The sequence below is a fragment of the Amycolatopsis sp. EV170708-02-1 genome, from assembly GCF_022479115.1.
GTDB lineage: Bacteria > Actinomycetota > Actinomycetes > Mycobacteriales > Pseudonocardiaceae > Amycolatopsis.
Genome location: NZ_CP092497.1, coordinates 3,309,326 through 3,328,670, shown reverse-complemented (window position 1 = coordinate 3,328,670; position 19,345 = coordinate 3,309,326). Strand labels below are relative to the sequence as shown.

Here is a 19,345-nt window from a genome sequence, read left to right as displayed (position 1 = left end):
AAAGCCACTTTCGGGACATCTGACGTCTCGAAAGTGGCTTTCGCGACGCGCCTAGCGTCACGCCAGCGCGCGGTCCAGGTCCGGCTCCAGGTAGATCAGCTTCGCCGTCGGCACCTTCGCCCGCACACGCGCTTCGGCGTCGTCGATGGCTTGCGCGATGTCGGCGGTCTCCAGCCCCGGCACCAGTGCGAGCTTCGCGGCCACCAGCATCTCGTCCGGCCCGATGTACAGCGTCCGGATGTGGATGACCCGCTCGACCTTGCCCGCGGCCAGCTCGTCGACGATCACGTCGAGGTCGGTCTCGGAGGCACCCTCGCCGATCAGCAGGCTCTTCATCTCGATGATCAGGATGATCGCGATGATGCCGAGCAGCACACCGATCGTCACGGTGCCGATGCCGTCCCACACCGGGTCGCCGGTGATGACCGAGAGCCCGACGCCGGCGAGCGCGAAGATCAGACCGAGCAGCGCGCCCGCGTCCTCCAGCAGCACCACCGGCAGTTCCGGGGTCTTGGCCTGGCGGATGAAGGCCCACCAGCCCGCGTCGCCCTTGATCTTCTTCGATTCCTGGATCGCGGTGTAGAAGGAGTACGACTCCAGCCCGATCGCGACCACGAGGATGCCGACCGCCACCAGCGGCGAGGTCAGGTCCTCGGGATGCGAGATCTTGTGGATGCCCTCGTACAGCGCGAACACCGAGCCGAGGCTGAAGAGCATCAGCGCGACGATGAACGAGTAGAAGTACCGGTCCCGCCCGAAGCCGAACGGGTGGGTGCGGGTCGCCTTGCGCTGCGAGGTCTTCTGGCCGAGCAGCAGAAGGCCCTGGTTCGAGGTGTCCGCGAGCGAGTGCACGGACTCGGCCAGCATCGAGGACGACCCCGTGATGAGGAAGCCGGTGAACTTCGCGGCCGCGATTCCGGCGTTCGCCACGAGCGCGGCGATGATCGCCTTGGTTCCGCCACCTGCAGACACTTGCAACTCCCCAAATGGTGTCCCGATATGCCGGGTTCGAAGGCTAGCAGTGCAGATGAGCCGGTACTCGCCGGGCGGGACAGGTCACAGAATTGTCGGGCCCCCTCGCTAGTCTCGCCCCTCTCATGACCTGGGGAGGTGCCCGTGCCGCGATTCGGCGTGCTCGGACCGTTGACGATCGAGGATCCGCCCGGGCGGCGCACGACGCCGCGCGGCGATCATCAGCGTGCCCTGCTGGCCGTCCTGCTGCTGAACGCGAACTCGTCCGTCCCGGTCGACGCCCTGGTCGAGACGCTCTGGCCGGACACGCCGCCGAAGTCGTACTCCTCGAATCTGCACACGTACGTCTCCCGTCTGCGAGCCCGGTTCGAGGGGCTGGAGATCGAGCGGGAACCGCACGGCTACCGGCTGGTCGTCGAGCCCGCCGACCTCGATCTGCTGTCCTTCCGCGAGGCCGCCGCGGCGGGGAAGGCGGCGTCGCGGGCGGGCGATCCGGCGGCGGCCGCGGGGCACTACCGCCGGGCGCTGGCGGAGTGGCGCGGGCCGGTCCTTTCCGGACTGCACATCCCCCGGCTCGACGCCGACGTCGCCCGGCTCGAGTCGGAGCGCCTCGCCGCCTTCGAAGACTGTGTCGACGCCGAGCTGTCCGACGGCAGGCACGGCGAGCTCACCGGTGAGCTCCAGGCGATGATCACCGAACATCCGCTGCGCGAGCGGCTGGCCGCGCAGCTGATGATCGCGTTGCACCGCGCCGGACGTCAGGCCGATTCGCTGGCCGTCCACCGGGATCTGCGCGCCACCCTCGTCGAGGAGCTCGGCGTGGAGCCCGGCGCCGAGGTCCGCCGGGTGCACGCCGCCGTGTTGCGCGGTGAGGATCCGGTGCCCTCGGCCAAGGCCACGCCGATCTTCCCGATCTGCCAGCTGCCGCCGGACATCGCGGATCTCGCGGGCCGCGAGAGCGAGATCGCGAAGCTCTCCGGGCTGCTCGGCGCCGGCACCGGTGTCCCGGTCGCGCTGATCACCGGCGAGCCGGGCGCGGGCAAATCGACCCTCGCGGTCACCACCGCGCACAGGCTCCGCCGGTCCTTCCCGGACGGACAGCTGTTCGTCCCGCTGGCCGGCGCCTCCGACCCTCGCGAACTCTCCGACGTCCTCGGCGACCTGTTGCGCGCGCTGGGCGTCACCGGGCCCGCCATCCCGGACGACGTCGAGGCCAGGGCGGCGGTCTACCGGGGCCGTCTCGCCGATCGGCGGGTCCTCGTCGTGCTCGACGACGCCGCGAACCCCGAGCAGGTCCGCGCGCTCCTGCCGGGAACGCCGGGCAACGCGGTCCTGATCACCAGCAGGCGACGGCTTTCCGGGCTCGCCGGGGCGGATCGTCTCCCGCTCGCGCCGCTGTCCGGAGCCGAGGCGGTGACCCTGCTCGCCCGGCTCGCCGGGCCGGACCGGGTGGGCGCCGAACGCGCCGACGCGGAGCGGATCGCCAAGGCCTGCGGCAATCTCCCCCTGGCGTTGCGGATCGCGGGCAGCAGGCTCGCGATGCGGCCCGGTCTGCCGCTCGGGAAGCTCGCCGGGCGGCTGGAGGACGAGGTCTCGCGCCTCGACGAGCTCCAGGTCAGCGATCTCCAGGTCCGCGGCAGCATCGCGTTGAGTTATCAGGCGCTGAGCCCGGCGGCGCGGCGCGCGTTCCGTCTGATCGGCCGCTGCCGCACCCTCGACCTGCCCGCGTGGGCGGTGACGACGCTGATCGATGACGAAGGCGCCGACGAGGCCATCGACGAACTCGTCGAGGCCAGCCTGCTCGAAGCCACCGGTCTCGACCCGACGGGCGAGCAGCGGTTCCGCGTGCACGACCTCGTCCGCGTGTTCGCCACGGAGCTCGGCCGGGAGCTGGAGACCCACGCCGAGCGGGTGGCCACCGTCGCGAAGGTGTCGGACGCGGCGCTGTGCCTCGCCGACACGGCGGCCCGCCGTCTGCCGAGGACGGTGCCGATGCCGTTGTCGGATCACGACCTCCCCGCCCAGCCGCTGGACGGCGAGCTGGTCGAGCGGCTGCTGCGCGATCCCGGCACCTGGTTCTCCGTGGAGCGGGCGAACCTCGTCTCCGTGGTCTCGTCGCTGTGCGCCGTGGGCTGGCGGCGGAAAGCGTTGCGAATACTGGAAAGGCTGAGCGCGTACCTGTACTTGCACAGTCATTACACCGACATGCGGACGGCGTACGAGACGTTGCGTGACGCCGCTCGCGAGGCGGGCGACCGCCACATCGCCGTCATCGCGGACGCGAATTTGGCGGTGTTGCTGCATGTTCGCGGCGAGTACGAACGCGCGGCCGAGGGTTATCGCGGCTGCTCGAAGGAATTGGCGACGCTGGGCGACCTCGCCACCCGGGCGTGGGTGGAGACCAATCTGGCGCACTGCCTCGTCGGGCTCGGCCGGGCCGGGGAATCGCTGCACGCCGCCACCCAGGCCCGCGAAATGTCCACTGTGGAGGATTCCGGCACCCATGCGAGGCGGGCGGAATCCGCCGCGCTGCACCGGTTGGGCAAGATCTCCGAAGCACTGGAGATCGATCGCCGAATTCTCGCCCAGGCACGGGAATCGGCCGACGACCGGCAGCTCGGCGTTGCCCTGCAAGGGCTTTCGTGGTCGCTGATGCTCGACGGCCGCCAGGAGGAGGCACTGGCGACGATCGAGGAATCGGTCCGCGTCCTTCGCCGGACCACGGCCAGATCGGCGCTGGCGAAGTCGTTGCGCACCCAGGGCGCGATCCTCGCGGGCGCCGGGCAGCGCGCCGGCGCGGTGAAGGCGTACGAGAACGCGCGGCGCCTGGCCGGAGCGCTCGAAGAACGGCCGCGAGAGCTTTCCTGCACGCGCGCGATCGCGGCGAGCTGGATCGGCGACGGCCGGGCCGACCGCGCGATTCCCGTGCTGCGCCGCTGTCTCGACGAATTCCGCGCCATGGGCGGGAAACCGGCGACGGGCCTCACCCTGCACGTGCTGCGCAGGGCGTACGAGGCCGTCGGGGAGACAAGGGCGGCCGAGGCGGCGGGTGAAGAGGCGAAGCGATTGGAAGTCCCCCACGACGCCAACGCTTCGACCCTCGTCCGGTTGCTGTTGTCGCTCACCGAACCCGCCCCGGCCTGACCGGGTGGTGCCCGACCCCTCAGACGGGCACCACCCGGAAGTCATCGGCGCTCACCGGGCGGCGGGCCGCGATTCCCGCCGTCCGGCGGAGAACCAGGCCAGCGTGATCGCCAGCACGCCGTTGGCCACGGCGTCCCACACCGGCGGCGAGGCGGCCCCGAGCCGCGAGACGGCGAACATGTTGATCAACCCGGCGACGGTCAGCATCACGCGGACGGGCTGGGTGCCCGTCACCACCAGCGCGGCGGTGAGCAGCACCTGCGCGCCGAGCGAGACGAGCACGACCAGCGGGAGGTTCAGCCTGCTCTCCGCGCCCGCGGCGAGCTCGTGCAGGCCGCTCCCCGCGGCCTTGACCGACTCGATCGCGTCACCGGCGAGCCCCGCCATCGCCTGCGCCGAACCGACCAGGTCCTGGCCGCTCGGCACCGGGAGGACCAGGTCGACGACCGGGACGAGCGCGGTCACGACGGCGAATCCGAGCGCGGCGAGCAGGGCGGTGGGGCGCACGGGAACCGGCACCCGGAAAGCGCGTCCGCTCGCCGCGTCGGGATGGGAAGTCACTGCTGTCGCTCCTTGGCTATCGACGTCCGGGACGAGCCGACGCCAAGCGCCGGGTCACCCCTTCGGGCGATAGTTGCGGAACCCGCCACACGGAACGCACACACTTCGGCCAAGCACGCGTTTCGTCCTCTGAACGCGGTCCTCGCCCGCGCCGCCGACCACGCGAGTTACGCCTTTAAACACGCGAGTTACGGCTTCAAGCACGCGAGTTTCGCCTTCGGTCACGCCACGAACCCGGCGACGGGCCGGGACACCGAGGCGGTCACCTCACCACTGAACGCGAGCGGAGGATCAGCAGGTGCCGGCGGTGGCGCGGAACACCTGGGTGCGTTCACCGGAAAGCGGCCGCACGCGGACCTCCGGGTCGGCGGCCGGGAGCCACACCGACTGGCCTCGGCGGAGTTCGACCTGTTCGCCGTCGTCGGCCGTCACCAGCAGGCCACCGGCGGTGCACAGCAGGATCTGCGGGCCGACGTCGTGGACGGCGACCTCGCCGTCGTCGCCGGCGTCCCATTCGATCCGCGACAGCTCGAACTCCGGCGCGTCGGTGCGGTACACCGACATGCGCTCCTCGCGCTCGCCGCTCTGGACCGGCATCTCGCCGCACGCGAAGTCGACGACGCGCAACAGCTCCGGCACGTCGACGTGCTTCGGGGTCAGCCCGCAGCGCAGGATGTTGTCCGAGTTCGCCAGGATCTCGACGGCGGTGCCGTGCAGGTACAGGTGCAGGTTCCCGGCGGGCAGGTAGATCGCCTCGCCCGCGCTGAGGGTGAGCCGGTTGAGCAGCAGCGCGGCGAGCACCCCGGCGTCACGCGGATGCGCTTCGCCGAGCTCCAGGATGGTCCGGCATTCGACGTCGAACTCGCCGCGTTCCTGGACGTGCTTCACGCACGAATCGAGGACCTCGGGCAGCAGTTCGTCGAGCGCGGCCTGCGGCAGCGTGATCCAGGTGGTGAACAGCGCGCGCAGCCCGGCCGGATCCGGCTGGGCCTCCAAGAGCACCGCGTACTTCGCCAGCCCGGGCGTCTCGATCGCCTTCAGCAACGCGATCGTGCGTTCCGGGTCGCGGAAGCCCGCCAGCGCGTGGAACTCCGTCAGCGCGCAGACCAGCTCCGGCTTCGCCGTCGGATCCGGATAGTTGCGATTCGAGGCGTCGCGCGGGATCCCCGCCGACTCCTCGCGCGCGTACCCCTCCGCCGCCTGCGCGGCCGACGGGTGCGCCTGCATCGAAAGCGGCTCTTCGGCGGCGAGGATCTTCAGCAGGAACGGCAGCCTGCCGCCCCAGCGGCCGGCGCAGGTCGTGCCGAGCTGGCCGACCGGATCGGCTTCGACGAGCTCCAGCAGGCTCCGCTCGGTGCCGTCCGGGCCGATGACGTGGGACGGGTCGCCGGGGTGGGCGCCCATCCACAGTTCCGCCTCCGGATGCGGCGCCGGCACCGGACGCCCCAGCAGCTCGGGGATCGTCGTTCTGGACCCCCACGCGTAGGGCCGCACGGCATTTCGCAGCAGCTCCACTGTCACCTCAACTCCTCGCCGGGCACGGGTGGTGCCGGCCCTCATTGCTTACGTCGCGCTCGGGACTCACGCCGTTGCGGGCGTGTACCTCCCGGCGCCGCCGATGCTGCCGACGGCCAGCCCCAGGTAGACCGCGGCCAGCTCGAAACGCAGCGCGAGAACGGCCGCACGCACGATCTCGTCCGTTTCGATCTCTTCGGCCGGGGCGATCACGTCGCCGCCGGGCAGCAGGTCTTCCGCCTGATAGCGGGCCGCCTCCGCGGCGGGCCCGGTCCGAACCGAGAGGAGCAGCACCCTCGGCGTCGCGCCGGCCCCCTCCTCCGGGTCCGCGAAGATATCGCGATCCACGCCGCCGGACAACGCCGCCCGCCGCAAAGCGGGCCTGGCCAGTGCCTGGCGGTAGTCCTCCACGTCACAGACCACGGCGGCGTGCGCGGCGAACGCGTGGGCCGCGTGCTCGCCGACGGCGACCGCGACCGGGTCCAGCCCCCACAGCAGCGGCTGGCGCTCGGCCAGCCTCAGCGCCATCGCCTTGGCCGGGTTCGCGAACGAATCCCTGGCCAGGTAGTCCTTCTCGGCCTCCGCGTCGAGATGGTCCGCGAGCTGCTCCAGATCGGCCACCAGCAGGCCGAGGGCGTTCGCGGTGAGGAGGGCCGCGGCGAGCCCGCGCGGGAAGGCCATCTCCGGCGGCACCGGGAGCCTCGGCGCGAGCAGCAGCCCCTTGCCCGCGACGGAGGCCGCGACCGGGCCTTCGTCGGGAGCGGACAGCACGACTCTCGCGCCGAACCGGGCGGCGCGTTCCAGTGAGGCGGCCAGCTCGCGGTCGCCGGCGTCGTCGGTGTGCGCGAAGACCACGTCGAGCGCGCCGATCCAGCTCGGCACCACCTCGGCGACGACGACCGGCACCGGGCACGACGGGGTCAGGAGCGCGGCGACCAGCCGGGTCAGCGTCCGGCTGACCCCCGGCCGGTCGATGAGTACGAGCGAGCGCGGGCGCCCGACGTCCAGGCGATCGCTCAGCTCGAGTTCGGCCGCGGCTTCGGCGGTCGCCCGGACCTGGGCGCCCGCCATCGCGGCGGCACGGAGAAGCCCCGCGGTGTCGGCCTCGGCCAGCCTCGCGGGATCGTCGAGCAGGGACTCGTCAGGGACCGTCGGCATGAGCGCCATCCGGGGTCGTCGGCTCGGTGGCTTCGTCCAGCAACAATACCGGGATTCCATCACGGACCGGATACACGCGACCGCATTCCGTGCAGGTCAGCGCATCGGCTTCCGGATCGGCCGTCGTCCCCGGCCGCAGCGGCGCGTGGTCGGGGGACGGGCAGGCCAGGATCTCCAGCAACTGTGCGTCGAACGTGACGGCCATCGTTACTCCCTACCTGTGGGACGTCTCTATGTGTGTTTTCACGACACATTCGTTACCCACGGACTATCGCCAATACGTCTTCGGTCAGCGCCCGGACGGCCTCGGCGTCGGCGGCCTCGACGTTCAGGCGGAGCAGCGGTTCGGTGTTGGACGGGCGCAGGTTGAACCAGCCGCCGCCGGGGAGCTGCACGGTGAGCCCGTCCAGTTCGTCGATTTCGACGCCGTCGCGGGCGCCGAACGCGTCCTTGACCGCCATCATGCGCGCGACCTGGTCGTCGACGGTGGAGTTGATCTCACCGGAGGCCGAGTAACGCGAGTACTCCGCCGTCAGCTCGGACAGCGGGCCCGCCTGCTCGCCGAGGGCGGCGAGGACGTGCAGCGCGGCCAGCATGCCGGTGTCGGCTCGCCAGAAGTCGCGGAAGTAGTAGTGGGCGGAGTGCTCTCCGCCGAAGATCGCGCCGGTCTTGGCCATCTCGGCCTTGATGAACGAGTGCCCGACCCGGGTGCGCACCGGCTTGCCACCGTGCTCGGCGACGATCTCCGGGACCCCCTTCGACGTGATCAGGTTGTGGATGATGGTGCCGCCCGGCTCCTTCTCCAGCTCGCGGATCGCGACCAGCGCGGTGATGGCGCTCGGCGAGACCGGCTCGCCGCGCTCGTCGACGACGAAGCAGCGGTCCGCGTCGCCGTCGAAGGCGAGGCCCGCGTCGGCGCCTTCCTCGCGCACCTTCGCCTGGAGGTCGACGATGTTCTTCGGGTCGAGCGGGTTGGCCTCGTGGTTCGGGAAGTTGCCGTCGAGTTCGAAGTACATCGGGACGACCTCGATGGGCAGGCCCGCGAAGACCGTGGGGACGGTGTAGCCGCCCATGCCGTTGCCGGCGTCGACGACGACCTTCAGCGGGCGGCTGCCCGAGAGGTCGACGAGCTTGCGCAGGTACGCGGCGTAGTCCGCGAGGACGTCCTGCTCGGTCACCGAACCGCGCTGGCCCGCGAAGGCGGGTACGCCCTGCTCGACGGTGTCGCGGATCTCCGCGAGACCGGAGTCCTGGCCGACGGGGGCGGCGCCGGAGCGGCACAGCTTGATGCCGTTGTACTTCGCCGGGTTGTGGCTGGCGGTGAACATGGCGCCCGGCAGGTTGAGCGACCCGGACGCGAAGTACAGCTGGTCGGTGCTGGCGAGGCCGATCGACACGACGTCGAGGCCCTGTGAGGTCACGCCGTCGGCGAAGGCGGCGGACAGCTCGGGCGAGGAGTCGCGCATGTCGTGGCCGATCACCACGGAGTCGGACTCCGGCTTGATCAACAGGGCGAACGCCGATCCGAGGTCGCGGACGAGTGCCGCGTCCAGCTGCTCACCGACCACGCCGCGAATGTCGTAGGCCTTCACGATGCCCGAAAGGTCTGGCACGCCTGCTCCCCGCCAATAGTCTCGTTACAACGCCCTCTGGCGCGCTCGAAAGCCTACCGGCGAGCCCTCGTGTCAGGCGCGGCCGGGCAGGACGCGCAGGTGGCCGCGCCTGCCTGACGGTCCCTCGGGTTCGGGCTCGGGCGCGGGCTTGTCGGAGCGGCCCGCTTCGCGCACGGCCTCGGCCAGCGCGGTCAGCTCGTCGGCGGAGGGATCCGGGGCGGCGAAGGCCCCTTCGTGCCGCACGACTTCCCAGCCCTTGGGCACGGTCAGCCGGAGGGCGTGGGCCTCGCAGAGGTCATAGGAGTGCGGCTCGCTCGCGGTGGCCAACGGGCCCACGACGGCTGTCGAATCGCTGTAGGCATACGTGAGCGTGGCGACAGCGGGTTCGAGACAACCCGTTCGCGAACACTTTCGTACGCTCCGCACGATCGAGAACGATAGCGCGTCGCGAGCCCGGCGTACCGGCGACACGCGCTTTGAATCGCCGAGCGCGTACCCTTCGGTTCGTGGCGACGGCTCGTGATTCCCGACAGCGACGGCGGATGCGACGGGACCGGCACGGCCGGGGCCTGCGCGGAGCGCTGTATCCGTCGACCCTTCCCGCCGCCGCTAGCAGGGCGGAAAGGTTCGACGCGCTGGTTTTGGACGCGCTCGAACCGATCGAAGCGCGGTGGCGGCACGAGCTGACGAAGCTCGACGTCGCCGTCGACGACGTCCCCGAAGTTCGCTCGGATGGCGCACCGACCGGAGTGGACGGCGTGCTGCACGACGGCGCCGTCCCGCTCTCGCGGCTCGTGCCCGCGGGCGTCGACCGCGCCGGCCTCCCGACGCGGGCCCGCATCGTCCTCTACCGCCGCCCCCTCGAAGCACGCGCGAAGGACCCCGGCGAACTCGCGGAACTCGTCCACGACGTCCTCGTGGAACAGGTGGCGGGCTACCTCGGCGTCGAACCCGACGTCATCGAAGGCGAATAACCCTCACCTCCGTACCCCAGCCCAGCCCCCGCCCTTCCCGGGGGGCGTCCCCAGCCCAGTGTATCGGGAGGGACCGACGGGACCTGCGAAAACGGGCCCGGAGGGCGAAGTTGTCCACAAGGGGACGAGGCTGTGGACAACTCGGGGGCCGGTAGCGCAGAGGGTTCCCAATGTCGCATTTGAGACGCTGAGCGACCCGAATGCGACATTGGGAACAGCTGGCAAGCGAACCGGAGCCGCAGCACCCGGTGGCCGGAGGGAAGAGGCCCCCAATGTGGCATTGGGGCTGCTGGGTGTCCCCAATGCCACATTGGGGGCATCGAAGCCAACGCGCGGCGTAGGCGCGAGGCGCGCGAAGCGGGAGCAGAGCGCGAAGCGGGCAGCGCGTGCAGCGAGGGGGGCAGCGGCGAAGCGCGTGCAGCCTGTGCAGCGGGCGCAAGCAGAGCCTGCAGCGGGCAAAGCGCAGCAGAGCCAAGCGACCAGTCTCCTGAAGGCCCCCTTCGAGGCGTCCAACGTCTCAAAGGAGGCCTTCTGGACACTGGAACGCACCCTCAAGAAACCGAAGAACGCCTCCGCGTAGGAACAGCGGTCAGCAGCGTGAACAGCACCGCCGCCACCTGTGCCAGCAGCAACAGGTTCCGCGTAGTCCCCTGATGTTCCACCACGACCTCCGAAGGCGTGGGCGGCACCGAGACCGCCACCTGGTGCCCCCAGGCCCGCACGATCGGCACGGCCTTGCCGTCCACGCTCGCCTGCCAGCCCGCCTCGAACTCCGCGGCCAGCACGAGCAGCCGCCCGGTCGGGCCTTCCGAGACGCGCACCCGCACGTCGGGCAGCCCGGCCTGCACCGGCGCCACCCCGGGCGACGCCCCCGGCGCGCCCTTCCCGGTCACGGCAGCCTGCGCCAGTTCCGGCGAGATCAGCGCCACCTGCCCGCCGGCGGGCAGCAACCGCAGCACCGGACGCCCGTCCGAGGTCTGCGCCGCCAAAACCACCAGGTCTCGCGCGAGTTCGACGAAGGCGCCACCATCCGCGCCGCTCGGCAGCACGACATACGAAACGCCCGACGCCAGAGCCGCCGCGAAGGCCTGCTTCACCGCGTCCGGTGAGCCTTGCAGGAGATCCCGGCGCCACGAGGCGAGCCGATCGGCGCTGCCCGGTGTCGGCGCGAATTCGTCGTCGCCGAAACTCGGCAGCCGTCCACCGGTCTGCCGGGCGACGTCACCGATCACCAGCACCGAACGCCCACTCGAAGCCAGCTCCGCGGAAATCTCCGGAGCCAGCGAGGGACGCGCGCCCGCCCGCAGAGGCCCTTCCCGCCCGGCGACGACCGCGCCGGTCGCCAGCGCCAGCAGCACGAGCACCCCCGCCACGGCCGTGACCTTCGCCAGCCACGGCGCGGGGTCGACGCCGGACCCGCCCCGCTGCCAGGTCGCCAGCACCGTCCACAACAGACCCACGCCGATCACCAGCAGCGGCACCCCGGCGTACCCGGTCGCGTGCGCGCCGCCCGACATCGGCGTCACCGCCACGAACCGCACCGCGACGAGCCCGAGCACACCCAGTACGACGACCGCGACACCGCCGCCCGCGCCCTTCGTCGGCCGCACCACCAGCGCGACGATCGCGGCCGCGACCAGCGCCACCCCGATCGGCCAGGCGCCGGGGCCGCCGGGGTCCAGCCCGGCGAGATCGGCGCCGGACGCGGCCGTGGCGCCCCCGCCGAGCCCGTGCAGCAACAGTTCCGGATGCCTCAGCAGCACACTCGGCCACGGAAGCAACAACGCCAGCGGCAGGAAGACCACGATGCCGACCGACGCGATCCGCCGCGCGAGCCCGGTCGGCGAAGGCAGCACCACGAACCCGATCACCAGCCCGACCAGCGCGAGCGCGTGCGCCAGCGGAGAGAAGGCGCCGATCAGCGCCAGCCCGATCGCGCTCAGCGCGGAAACGTGCAGCCAGCGCGAGTCCGCGCGGACCAGCAGCCCCACGATGCCCGCGATCACCAAAGGCAGCAGCAGATGCACGACGACGACGTCGAGCCGTCCCTGCGCGACCGAAGCCGTGGCCGCGGGAAGCACGCCGTACGCCGCCGCCGCGACGGCCCGCACCCAGCGACGCACGCGAAGGTGCCGAGTAGCCGCGTACGCGCTCAGGGCGGCGAGCGGGATGTCACCGATCAGCAGGATCGCGACCAGCGCGGCCGGGCCGCCGATCGGAGCGAAGATCGCGCCGATCGTGCCCAGCACCGGCAGCGTCGCGGGGGCGGGGCTCGCCGTCCCGCCGGCGATCGCGTGCCACGGCGCGAGATACGACGCCCAGATCTCGCCGAGCCCGCCGACCGGCAGCAGTTTCCCGCCGAAGAGATCGAGCCCGAGCCGGGATCCGTTGACCACGAACGCGAGCACCGTCAGCACGGCGAGCACGATCACCGGCGGGGCGAACACGGTCGCGCCGAGCACCCGCTTCCGGTCGACCTCGACGAAGACGAGTTCCGGTTCCGGCCGCCGCCCGCCGTCCCGCGGCACCGGCGACGGTTTCGGCCCCTCCGAGGCGGGCTTTTCGGGAACCGCGACCGCGACGACCGCGCTGGGCCGCCGAAGACCCGTCCCCCGCGAGCCGACGCCGCGCATCGCGCCCGCGGGCAGCGCGCCTGGGCCGACCGGACGATCTTGCCCGGCCTTCAACGCCTCCGGTGGAATCCAGGCGCCTTCCTGATCCACGCCCTCCGGCACCGTCCCGAGGGCGAAATCCCGTTCCACGCCACGCCGCACGAGGCCGACGACACCGGCGCGCACGGCGTTGCGCACCCGCGTCATCCGTCCGGTGAACAGGCCGCGGACCTTGCCCGGCTGGTCGGTCTTCCGGCGTTCCGCGCGGGCCGCGCGCAGTCCGCCGCGACCGCGCAGCAGGTGCCAGGTGGCCGCGAGTTCCGCGCTCGCCTCGCCGGTGCGCCGCAGCACCAGGAACGCGAGCGCCCGCAGCACCGCGAAAACCGGAATTCGAAAAAGACCGAACCAAAAGGACAGTGGCGGGCAATTGACGAGGAACACCCGGAGCCCGTGCGCGCGGTTCGCCGTCGCGAGGGAAAGGCCAAGGGCGTCCGGCTCGCGTTGTCCGGTGCTGAGCGCGCGGGCGTGCCGCAGCCGGGCCGACGGCACCGAAAGCACTCGGCCGCCCGCGGCGTTCGCCCGCCAGCCGAAGTCGAGATCCTCTCGCAGCAAGGGAAAGCCGGGGTCGTAGCCACCGAGTTCGTGCCAGACTTCCCGGCGCACCAGCGATCCCGCGCTCGGCACGGCGAGCACCGCGGTGTCCTTCTCGTCCGGTGAGATCTGCTGCCGATGGCCGATGGCGTCGGTCGACAAGCCGGCTTCGACGATCAGGCGCGGGTCGCTCCAGTCGACCGCGAGCGGGCCGAGCACCGTCGCCTCGGGCTCGTTTTCGGCCGCTGCCAACAGGTTTTCGAGACAGCCGGGTTCCGGCGCGCAGTCGTCGTGCAGCAGCCAGAGCCATCCGCCGGGGTCTCCCCATCGTTCGACGGCGTGCTCGACGGCCTCCGCGACCGCGGCGCCGAAGCCGACCTCACCGGAAAGTGTGAGAACCCCGTCCAAGACCGGCGCATCGCCGTCGGCCGCCGCGTCGGCGAGGATCTTCGCCGTCCCGTCGGTGGATCCGGTGTCGACGGCGAGCACGTGCCGCGGCCGGACACCGCTGCGCCGCAGCGCGGAAAGCGCCAGTGGCAACCAGTTCTCGCCGTTGTGACAGACCACAATGGCCAGAACGGGGGCCGTGCGCGGCACAGATGACGCGGCAGTGCGAGACAACGGGCACTCCAGATGTGGCGGCGAAGTCGAGTGCCGCCACCCTACGACGCGACCCTGTCACCCGTTGGTGGCCCCACTATGTGGAAGCGATCTCCGGCGCACGAGGCCGCCGGAGATCGCCGTCACACAGCTCGCTTTTTCAGTTTCCTACGCTCACGTTCGGAGAGCCCGCCCCAAATACCGAACCGCTCGTCATGCGCGAGGGCGTACTCGAGGCACTCGTCCTTGACCTCGCAACCGAGGCAGATCCGCTTGGCTTCACGGGTGGAGCCGCCCTTCTCGGGGAAGAACGCCTCCGGGTCCGTCTGCGCGCAGAGGGCCCGTTCCTGCCAGTCCTGCTCTTCCGCGGAGGCATCGTCGAAAAGCTCGGTGAGATCGCCCAGTTGCTGCTCCGGGACCTCACCCCAACCCACGACTTGCCCCCATTCCCTTCCATCTGCTTCCAACCGCACGTCCGCCTCCTCGCTGTCCACGCACTCCCCAGGCTGGCGGTGTTGAAACACCATCCGCCGCCCCCTTCCAGCGACGAATGACATCACTGTGATTACACCCGTGTAGTGCGGTCAGGTCAAGCGGAGTAGCGAGTTCGGGGGATACTCACGCCTCATCGCGCAAGGGGACACGCCGAGAACTTCACATCGGGCATACGGAAGACTGGAGGGGTGCAGAGATCAGCAGTGCGGCCAAGCCCGATCTTCCTCGGCATCCTCGCGGTCACCGTCCTGGGCGGTGTACTGGCGGCTTTCGGTGATGCGACCACGATTTCCACCCGGCAATACGACCCGCTGACCATCGCCGGCGTGGTCATGCTCGTCGCGGGCGGCTGGGTGGCGTCCTTGACGCTGCACGAGTTCGGTCACGCGATCGTGGCGTTCCGCGGCGGTGACCACAGCGTCGCCCACAAGGGTTACCTGTCCATGGACGTCCGGAAATACACGGATCCCGCGCTGTCCATCATCCTGCCGTTGGTATTCCTCATCATCGGCGGCATCCCACTGCCGGGTGGCGCGGTGTGGATCGAACACGGACGCCTCCGGTCGCGCGGGGTCCAGTCGTGGGTTTCGCTCGCCGGGCCGCTGAGCAACCTCGCCGTCGGTGTCCTGCTGACCCTCGTCGTCGCGCTGGTGCCGATGGCGTCCGGTCTCGTGATCGGGCTCTCGTTCCTGGCCCTGCTTCAGATCGTCACGTTCATCCTGAACATCCTGCCGATCCCCGGCCTCGACGGCTGGGGCGCGATCGAGCCGTATCTCTCACCCGGTGCGAGGGAATTCGGCGCGAAGGCCCGGCCGTGGGCACCGATCGTGCTGTTCGCCGTGCTGTTCCTCGTGGACGAAGCGAGCCGCTTGCTGTGGCAAGGGTCCTTCGCGATCTTCGACGCCGTCGGCGGGTTCAAGCTCGCCGCGATGTACGGACAGGACGCGTTCATGTTCTGGAAGTAGTTCAGGCGCCGTCGGGGTGCTCGGTGAACCATTCGTGCGCCCGTTTCCAGACGCGTTTGAGACCGGACCGCTCACCGAGATAGTCGCCCGCCATGCCGACCACCGGCAGCTTCCCGAGCGCGCGGTGGACGAGGCGGCCGCGGGGCCGCTTCTCCAGTTCGTCGACGATGCCCAGCAGTCCCCGGCCGAGCCGCCACAGCGTGCCCGCGGCGGCCTTCAAGGTGATCTTGCCGTGCTTCTTCTTCGCGTCGTCGAGTTCTTCGGTGAGCTTCGCCGCTTCGTCGTCTTCGGCGGCCTTGTCGTGTTCGGCGTGTTTGCCCGCCGCGAGCACCGGATCGATGTCGCGTTCGAAAAGGACCCACGCGATCAGCCGGACGCGGGCGCCGACGTCGGTCACGCCGTACTCCCCCGCGATCGCGCACAGCAGCACCCCCTGCGCCGCCGAACCGAGCGCGTCCTGCACGGGCAGCCGGTCGGCGAGCGCGCCGCCGAGGCCGGGGATCGCGGTGATCAACGCGGTGAACCGGCCGACGCGGTTCACCCACCAGTCGGTCCGCTGGTAGTTCGACATCTCCGCCCATGCCGCGGTGCCGGGCACCTTGACCGAGGTGATCCCGTTGAGCAGCTTGTCCTTCAGCCCGGGCTCGACGCCGTCCAGATCCTCGTGGCGGCGGCCCCTGGCCTGCAGCCCGAACGGATCCGCGTCCCGCAGCGCGTCGACCATCGGCCCGCAGGCGCGGACGAACGGCCGCAGCACCGCCACGACCTGGCGGTCCGAAATCGCTTCACCCACCGCTGACTCCCTTCGCCGACCTTCCCAGACCGCCACCCAGCGCCAGCGCTCCCGGGAGCGCCCCGCCGCCGATCAGCAGCAGTGCCCGCCAGTCCTGTATGAGCACCAGATCACCCCCGGGCCCGGCCATGCCCATCCCGAGTACGACGAGTACCCAGACGAGCAGCGGAATCACCGAAAAGGTGGGCCGGACCACTTTGGCGGTCGTCCGTACCAGGAGCGGGGTCGTGATCACCGCGAGCACCACGGTCACCGGGAAGGGCGCGTCGCCGAGCTTCGGCAGCACGATCCCGTCGAGCCGGAGCGGCAGGAAGAACAGTTCGAGCAGGCCGAGCAGAACCGCGTCGAAGGTCAGCAAGGCGAGCAGCAGACGCTGCCGCGAGGTGAGCGGCGCGCTCACTTCGCGAGCCCCCCGAACAGATCCGCCGCGGCGCCTTCGGCCGGTCCGTGTGCGAGCACGAAGTACTCGTCCGGGGTGATCGGCTGCGCGATGTCGTTGCTCAGCGCGAAGTGATCCGCGAGCTGCGGCGGAGCGGGCACGCTGACCTGGGTCTCGTGCGCCCGCAGCGCGGCCGCCTTCGCCGGGATGTGCGCGCTGACGTCCAGAACGGTCGTGATGGTCTCGTCCGGAGTCACCGGCAGCTCACCGTCTTCGGGGACCCGGAACGGCGACCGTCCGCGCAGCGCGGCGAGCCCGGCCGTGACGGCGTCACGGGAAGAAACGGTGTGGAACACCCGCTCGACCGACGCGGCCTTCGGCGCCGCGGCCATGGTGACCTCGTGCGCGCGGATGTGGTCGGGATGCCCATAACCCCCGAAAGCGTCATAGGTGACGACGACCTGGGGCCGGACCTCGTCGAGGATCTCGGCGAGCTGAGCCGCCTGCTCGCCGAGGTCTCCGCCGGAGAACGCGCGCGGATGGGCCGCGGACGGCGTCCCGGCCATCCCCGAGTCACGCCAGCGGCCGATCCCGCCGAGATACCGGTGCCGGGTGACCCCCAGCGCCGCGCAGGCCGACGCCAGCTCGCCGGCGCGGTAGCCGCCGAGCTGATCGGAAGCCCACGAACCGAGCCCGTCGAGCGACGGCGGGATGATCTCGCCTTCCTCACCGAGAGTGCACGTGACGACGGTCACTTCGGCGCCTTCGGCCGCGTAGCGCGCGATGGTGCCACCGGTGGTGATGCTTTCGTCGTCCGGATGGGCGTGCACCAGGAGCAATTTGGGCCGGTCTGAGATCACGGCTTGAAGACTAATTCGAACACGGCGCGCTTTCCTTTATAGGGTGTCGGGAACGGAAGCCGGAGAGCACCGACCTTAGTAGGGCGACTCTCGGTTATCCTCGCGCGAGTCATGGCCTGCGTGCCGTGACCATATGTACCCCCACGAAGGGCATCTTGGTGAGCACTGAAGCAGCATCGTCGGACCTCGGCGGCGTGTCGGGTTCGGTTCTGTCCATCTCCGACCTGAGCGTCTCGTTCCCGACCGACGAGGGCGTGGTCGACGCCGTCAAGGGCATCGGATTCGACGTCAAGCCGGGTGAGATCGTCGCCGTCGTCGGCGAGTCCGGTTCCGGCAAGTCGGTGACCTCGATGTCGGTGCTCGGGCTGCTCCCGAAGACGAGCCGGATCGCGGGCGAGCTCCGCCTCGGCGACCGCAACCTGGCCGACCTCAAGGAGAAGGACCTCCAGAAGATCCGCGGCAACCAGGTCGCGATGATCTTCCAGGAGCCGATGACCGCGCTGAACCCGGTCTACACCGTCGGCTGGCAGCTGCGCGAAGCCCTCCGCTCGCACCAGGACATCTCGAAGGAAGCCGCCGACAAGCGCGCCATCGAGCTGCTGGAGATGGTCGGCATCCCGAACCCGCCGCTGCGCTTCAAGCAGTACCCGCACCAGCTCTCGGGCGGTCTTCGCCAGCGCGTCGTCATCGCGATGGCGATCTCGTGCGACCCGAAGGTCATCATCGCCGACGAGCCGACCACCGCGCTCGACGTCACCGTGCAGGCGGAGATCCTCGGCCTGCTGCGCAAGCTGCGCGACACCCTCAACACCGCGATCGTGCTGATCACGCACGACATGGGCGTCGTCGCCGACCTCGCCGACCGCGTGGTCGTGATGTACCAGGGCAACATCGTCGAAGAGGCGCCGGTGCGCGACCTGTTCGCGTCGCCGTCGCAGGAGTACACCCGCAAGCTGCTCGCCGCGGTCCCCGTGCTCGGCCAGCGTCCGGAAGGCCGTCGCCTGCTCGAAGAGGGCATCTCCGCCGACAGCGACGAGGCCACGAAGATCGCCGAGGAGATCCGGCTCGAGGACTCCGAGCTCGCCGCGGTGATCGAGGAGAACGCGCCCGCGCTCGAGATCAAGAACCTCGTGCTGGAGTACCCCGGCCGCCGCGGCCAGGCGAAGAACCGCGCGGTGGACGACGTCTCGCTGAGCATCGCCAAGGGCGAGATCGTCGGCCTGGTCGGCGAATCCGGCTCCGGCAAGTCGACCGTCGGCCGCTGCGCGATCCGCCTGCTGACCCCGACCGCGGGCACCGTGGCGATCGCGGGCAAGGACATCACGAACATGTCGAACAAGGAGCTGCGCCCGCTGCGCCGCTACTTCTCGATCGTGTTCCAGGACCCGGCGTCCACACTGGACCCGAAGATGACCATCGGCGAATCGATCGCCGAGCCGATGGTGCTGCACAAGTTCCTGCAGGGCAAGGCCCTGAACGAGCGCGTGAAGTCCCTTTTGGACAAGGTCGAGCTCGGCGGCCACTACCGCAACCGGTACCCGCACGAGCTGTCCGGCGGCCAGCGCCAGCGCGTCGCCATCGCGCGGGCGCTCTCGCTCGACCCGGCGCTGCTGATCGCGGACGAGCCGACCTCGGCGCTCGACGTGTCGGTGCAGGCCCGCGTGCTGGACCTGTTCCTGGACCTGCAGCGCTCGCTGCAGTTCGCCTGCCTGTTCATCAGCCACGACCTGGCGGTCGTCGACCTGCTGGCCGACCGCGTCGCGGTGATGCAGCACGGCAAGCTGGTCGAGGTCGGCACGCGTGACCAGGTGCTGCACTCGCCGCGCGAGGACTACACCCGTCGTCTGCTGTCGGCCGCCCCGGTCGCGGACCCGGTGCTGCAGGCCGAACGGCGTGCGGCCTGGGAGGCGGGCAAGCTGGCCCCGGTGGCCGACTGACGCTCCAGTACCTGAAGGCCCCCTTCGCCGCTCTGTGTGGCGAAGGGGGCCTTCCGTGCATCTGGACGTAACTCGCGTGCCTGGAGCCGGATCACGCGTGCTTGAAGACGTAACTCGCGTGCCTGGGGCCGTATGTGCGAGTTACGCCTCCGATCACGCATGTTGCGCCTCCAATC

Annotated in this window: 16 protein-coding genes; 4 read left to right on the top strand and 12 right to left on the bottom strand. The window is 70.6% G+C overall.

All coding sequences use genetic code 11. The annotated features are described in order from the left end of the window. Positions 1–57: 57 nt before the first annotated feature. Positions 58–972, bottom strand: a complete 915-nt coding sequence (locus tag MJQ72_RS15530; RefSeq protein ID WP_240599824.1) for a cation diffusion facilitator family transporter — start codon at positions 970–972, stop codon at positions 58–60. 144 nt (positions 973–1,116) lie between these two features. Here MJQ72_RS15530 and MJQ72_RS15525 point away from each other — a divergent pair, with 144 nt between their 5' ends. Continuing rightward, the gene (locus tag MJQ72_RS15525) at positions 1,117–4,116 is read left to right on the top strand and encodes a BTAD domain-containing putative transcriptional regulator (protein WP_240599823.1); all 3,000 of its coding nucleotides are present in this window, start codon (positions 1,117–1,119) and stop codon (positions 4,114–4,116) included. A gap of 51 nt (positions 4,117–4,167) precedes the next feature. On the opposite strand, the gene MJQ72_RS15520 is transcribed toward MJQ72_RS15525, so the two are convergent. The 6 genes from MJQ72_RS15520 to MJQ72_RS15495 form a co-directional block, all read right to left on the bottom strand. Further along, complete coding sequence (locus MJQ72_RS15520) at positions 4,168–4,677, bottom strand: hypothetical protein (protein ID WP_240599822.1); 510 nt, start codon at positions 4,675–4,677, stop codon at positions 4,168–4,170. A gap of 291 nt (positions 4,678–4,968) precedes the next feature. Next, entirely contained in the window at positions 4,969–6,192 is a 1,224-nt protein-coding gene (gene manA / locus MJQ72_RS15515; protein ID WP_240601337.1) for a mannose-6-phosphate isomerase, class I, read from the bottom strand. 66 nt (positions 6,193–6,258) lie between these two features. Further along, positions 6,259–7,350, bottom strand: a complete 1,092-nt coding sequence (locus tag MJQ72_RS15510) for a hypothetical protein (protein WP_240599821.1) — start codon at positions 7,348–7,350, stop codon at positions 6,259–6,261. Further along, a complete protein-coding gene (locus MJQ72_RS15505) occupies positions 7,334–7,555 on the bottom strand; it encodes a Trm112 family protein (protein WP_240599820.1) in 222 nt (73 codons plus the stop codon). The genes MJQ72_RS15510 and MJQ72_RS15505 overlap by 17 nt, the downstream gene beginning before the upstream one ends. Before the next feature lie 52 nt (positions 7,556–7,607). Beyond that, positions 7,608–8,963 carry a phosphomannomutase/phosphoglucomutase gene (locus MJQ72_RS15500; RefSeq protein ID WP_240599819.1) on the bottom strand — a complete coding sequence of 452 codons (1,356 nt, stop codon included), beginning with the start codon at positions 8,961–8,963 and terminating at the stop codon, positions 7,608–7,610. A gap of 72 nt (positions 8,964–9,035) precedes the next feature. Beyond that, positions 9,036–9,389, bottom strand: a complete 354-nt coding sequence (locus MJQ72_RS15495) for a DUF3499 domain-containing protein (protein ID WP_073848429.1) — start codon at positions 9,387–9,389, stop codon at positions 9,036–9,038. Between the two features lie 116 nt (positions 9,390–9,505). Between MJQ72_RS15495 and MJQ72_RS15490 the strand changes: the two genes are divergently transcribed. Beyond that, positions 9,506–9,937, top strand: coding sequence for a metallopeptidase family protein (locus MJQ72_RS15490; protein WP_007028954.1), 432 nt, complete (start codon positions 9,506–9,508; stop codon positions 9,935–9,937). A 551-nt stretch (positions 9,938–10,488) separates the two neighbouring features. On the opposite strand, the gene MJQ72_RS15485 is transcribed toward MJQ72_RS15490, so the two are convergent. Together MJQ72_RS15485 and MJQ72_RS15480 are read right to left on the bottom strand one after the other, a co-directional pair. Next, positions 10,489–13,761, bottom strand: coding sequence for a glycosyltransferase family 2 protein (locus MJQ72_RS15485; RefSeq protein ID WP_240599818.1), 3,273 nt, complete (start codon positions 13,759–13,761; stop codon positions 10,489–10,491). Positions 13,762–13,883: 122 nt separating this feature from the next. Further along, complete coding sequence (locus MJQ72_RS15480; protein ID WP_007028952.1) at positions 13,884–14,267, bottom strand: WhiB family transcriptional regulator; 384 nt, start codon at positions 14,265–14,267, stop codon at positions 13,884–13,886. A gap of 171 nt (positions 14,268–14,438) precedes the next feature. Here MJQ72_RS15480 and MJQ72_RS15475 point away from each other — a divergent pair, with 171 nt between their 5' ends. Beyond that, complete coding sequence (locus MJQ72_RS15475; RefSeq protein WP_240601336.1) at positions 14,439–15,200, top strand: site-2 protease family protein; 762 nt, start codon at positions 14,439–14,441, stop codon at positions 15,198–15,200. Position 15,201: 1 nt separating this feature from the next. Here MJQ72_RS15475 and MJQ72_RS15470 read toward each other — a convergent pair whose 3' ends face one another. From MJQ72_RS15470 to mshB, 3 genes are read right to left on the bottom strand one after another with little or no spacing between them, the layout of a single operon-like run. After that, the gene (locus tag MJQ72_RS15470) at positions 15,202–15,993 is read right to left on the bottom strand and encodes a hypothetical protein (RefSeq protein WP_240599817.1); all 792 of its coding nucleotides are present in this window, start codon (positions 15,991–15,993) and stop codon (positions 15,202–15,204) included. After that, positions 15,986–16,393: a hypothetical protein gene (locus MJQ72_RS15465; protein WP_240599816.1), complete on the bottom strand. Its 408-nt coding sequence runs from the start codon at positions 16,391–16,393 to the stop codon at positions 15,986–15,988. Before MJQ72_RS15465 ends, MJQ72_RS15470 begins: the two co-directional genes overlap by 8 nt. Further along, on the bottom strand, positions 16,390–17,232 hold the full coding sequence (gene mshB / locus MJQ72_RS15460) for an N-acetyl-1-D-myo-inositol-2-amino-2-deoxy-alpha-D-glucopyranoside deacetylase (RefSeq protein ID WP_240599815.1): 843 nt from the start codon (positions 17,230–17,232) through the stop codon (positions 16,390–16,392). Before mshB ends, MJQ72_RS15465 begins: the two co-directional genes overlap by 4 nt. A gap of 158 nt (positions 17,233–17,390) precedes the next feature. Between mshB and MJQ72_RS15455 the strand changes: the two genes are divergently transcribed. Then, positions 17,391–19,169 carry an ABC transporter ATP-binding protein gene (locus MJQ72_RS15455; protein WP_240599814.1) on the top strand — a complete coding sequence of 593 codons (1,779 nt, stop codon included), beginning with the start codon at positions 17,391–17,393 and terminating at the stop codon, positions 19,167–19,169. Positions 19,170–19,345 lie beyond the last annotated feature (176 nt).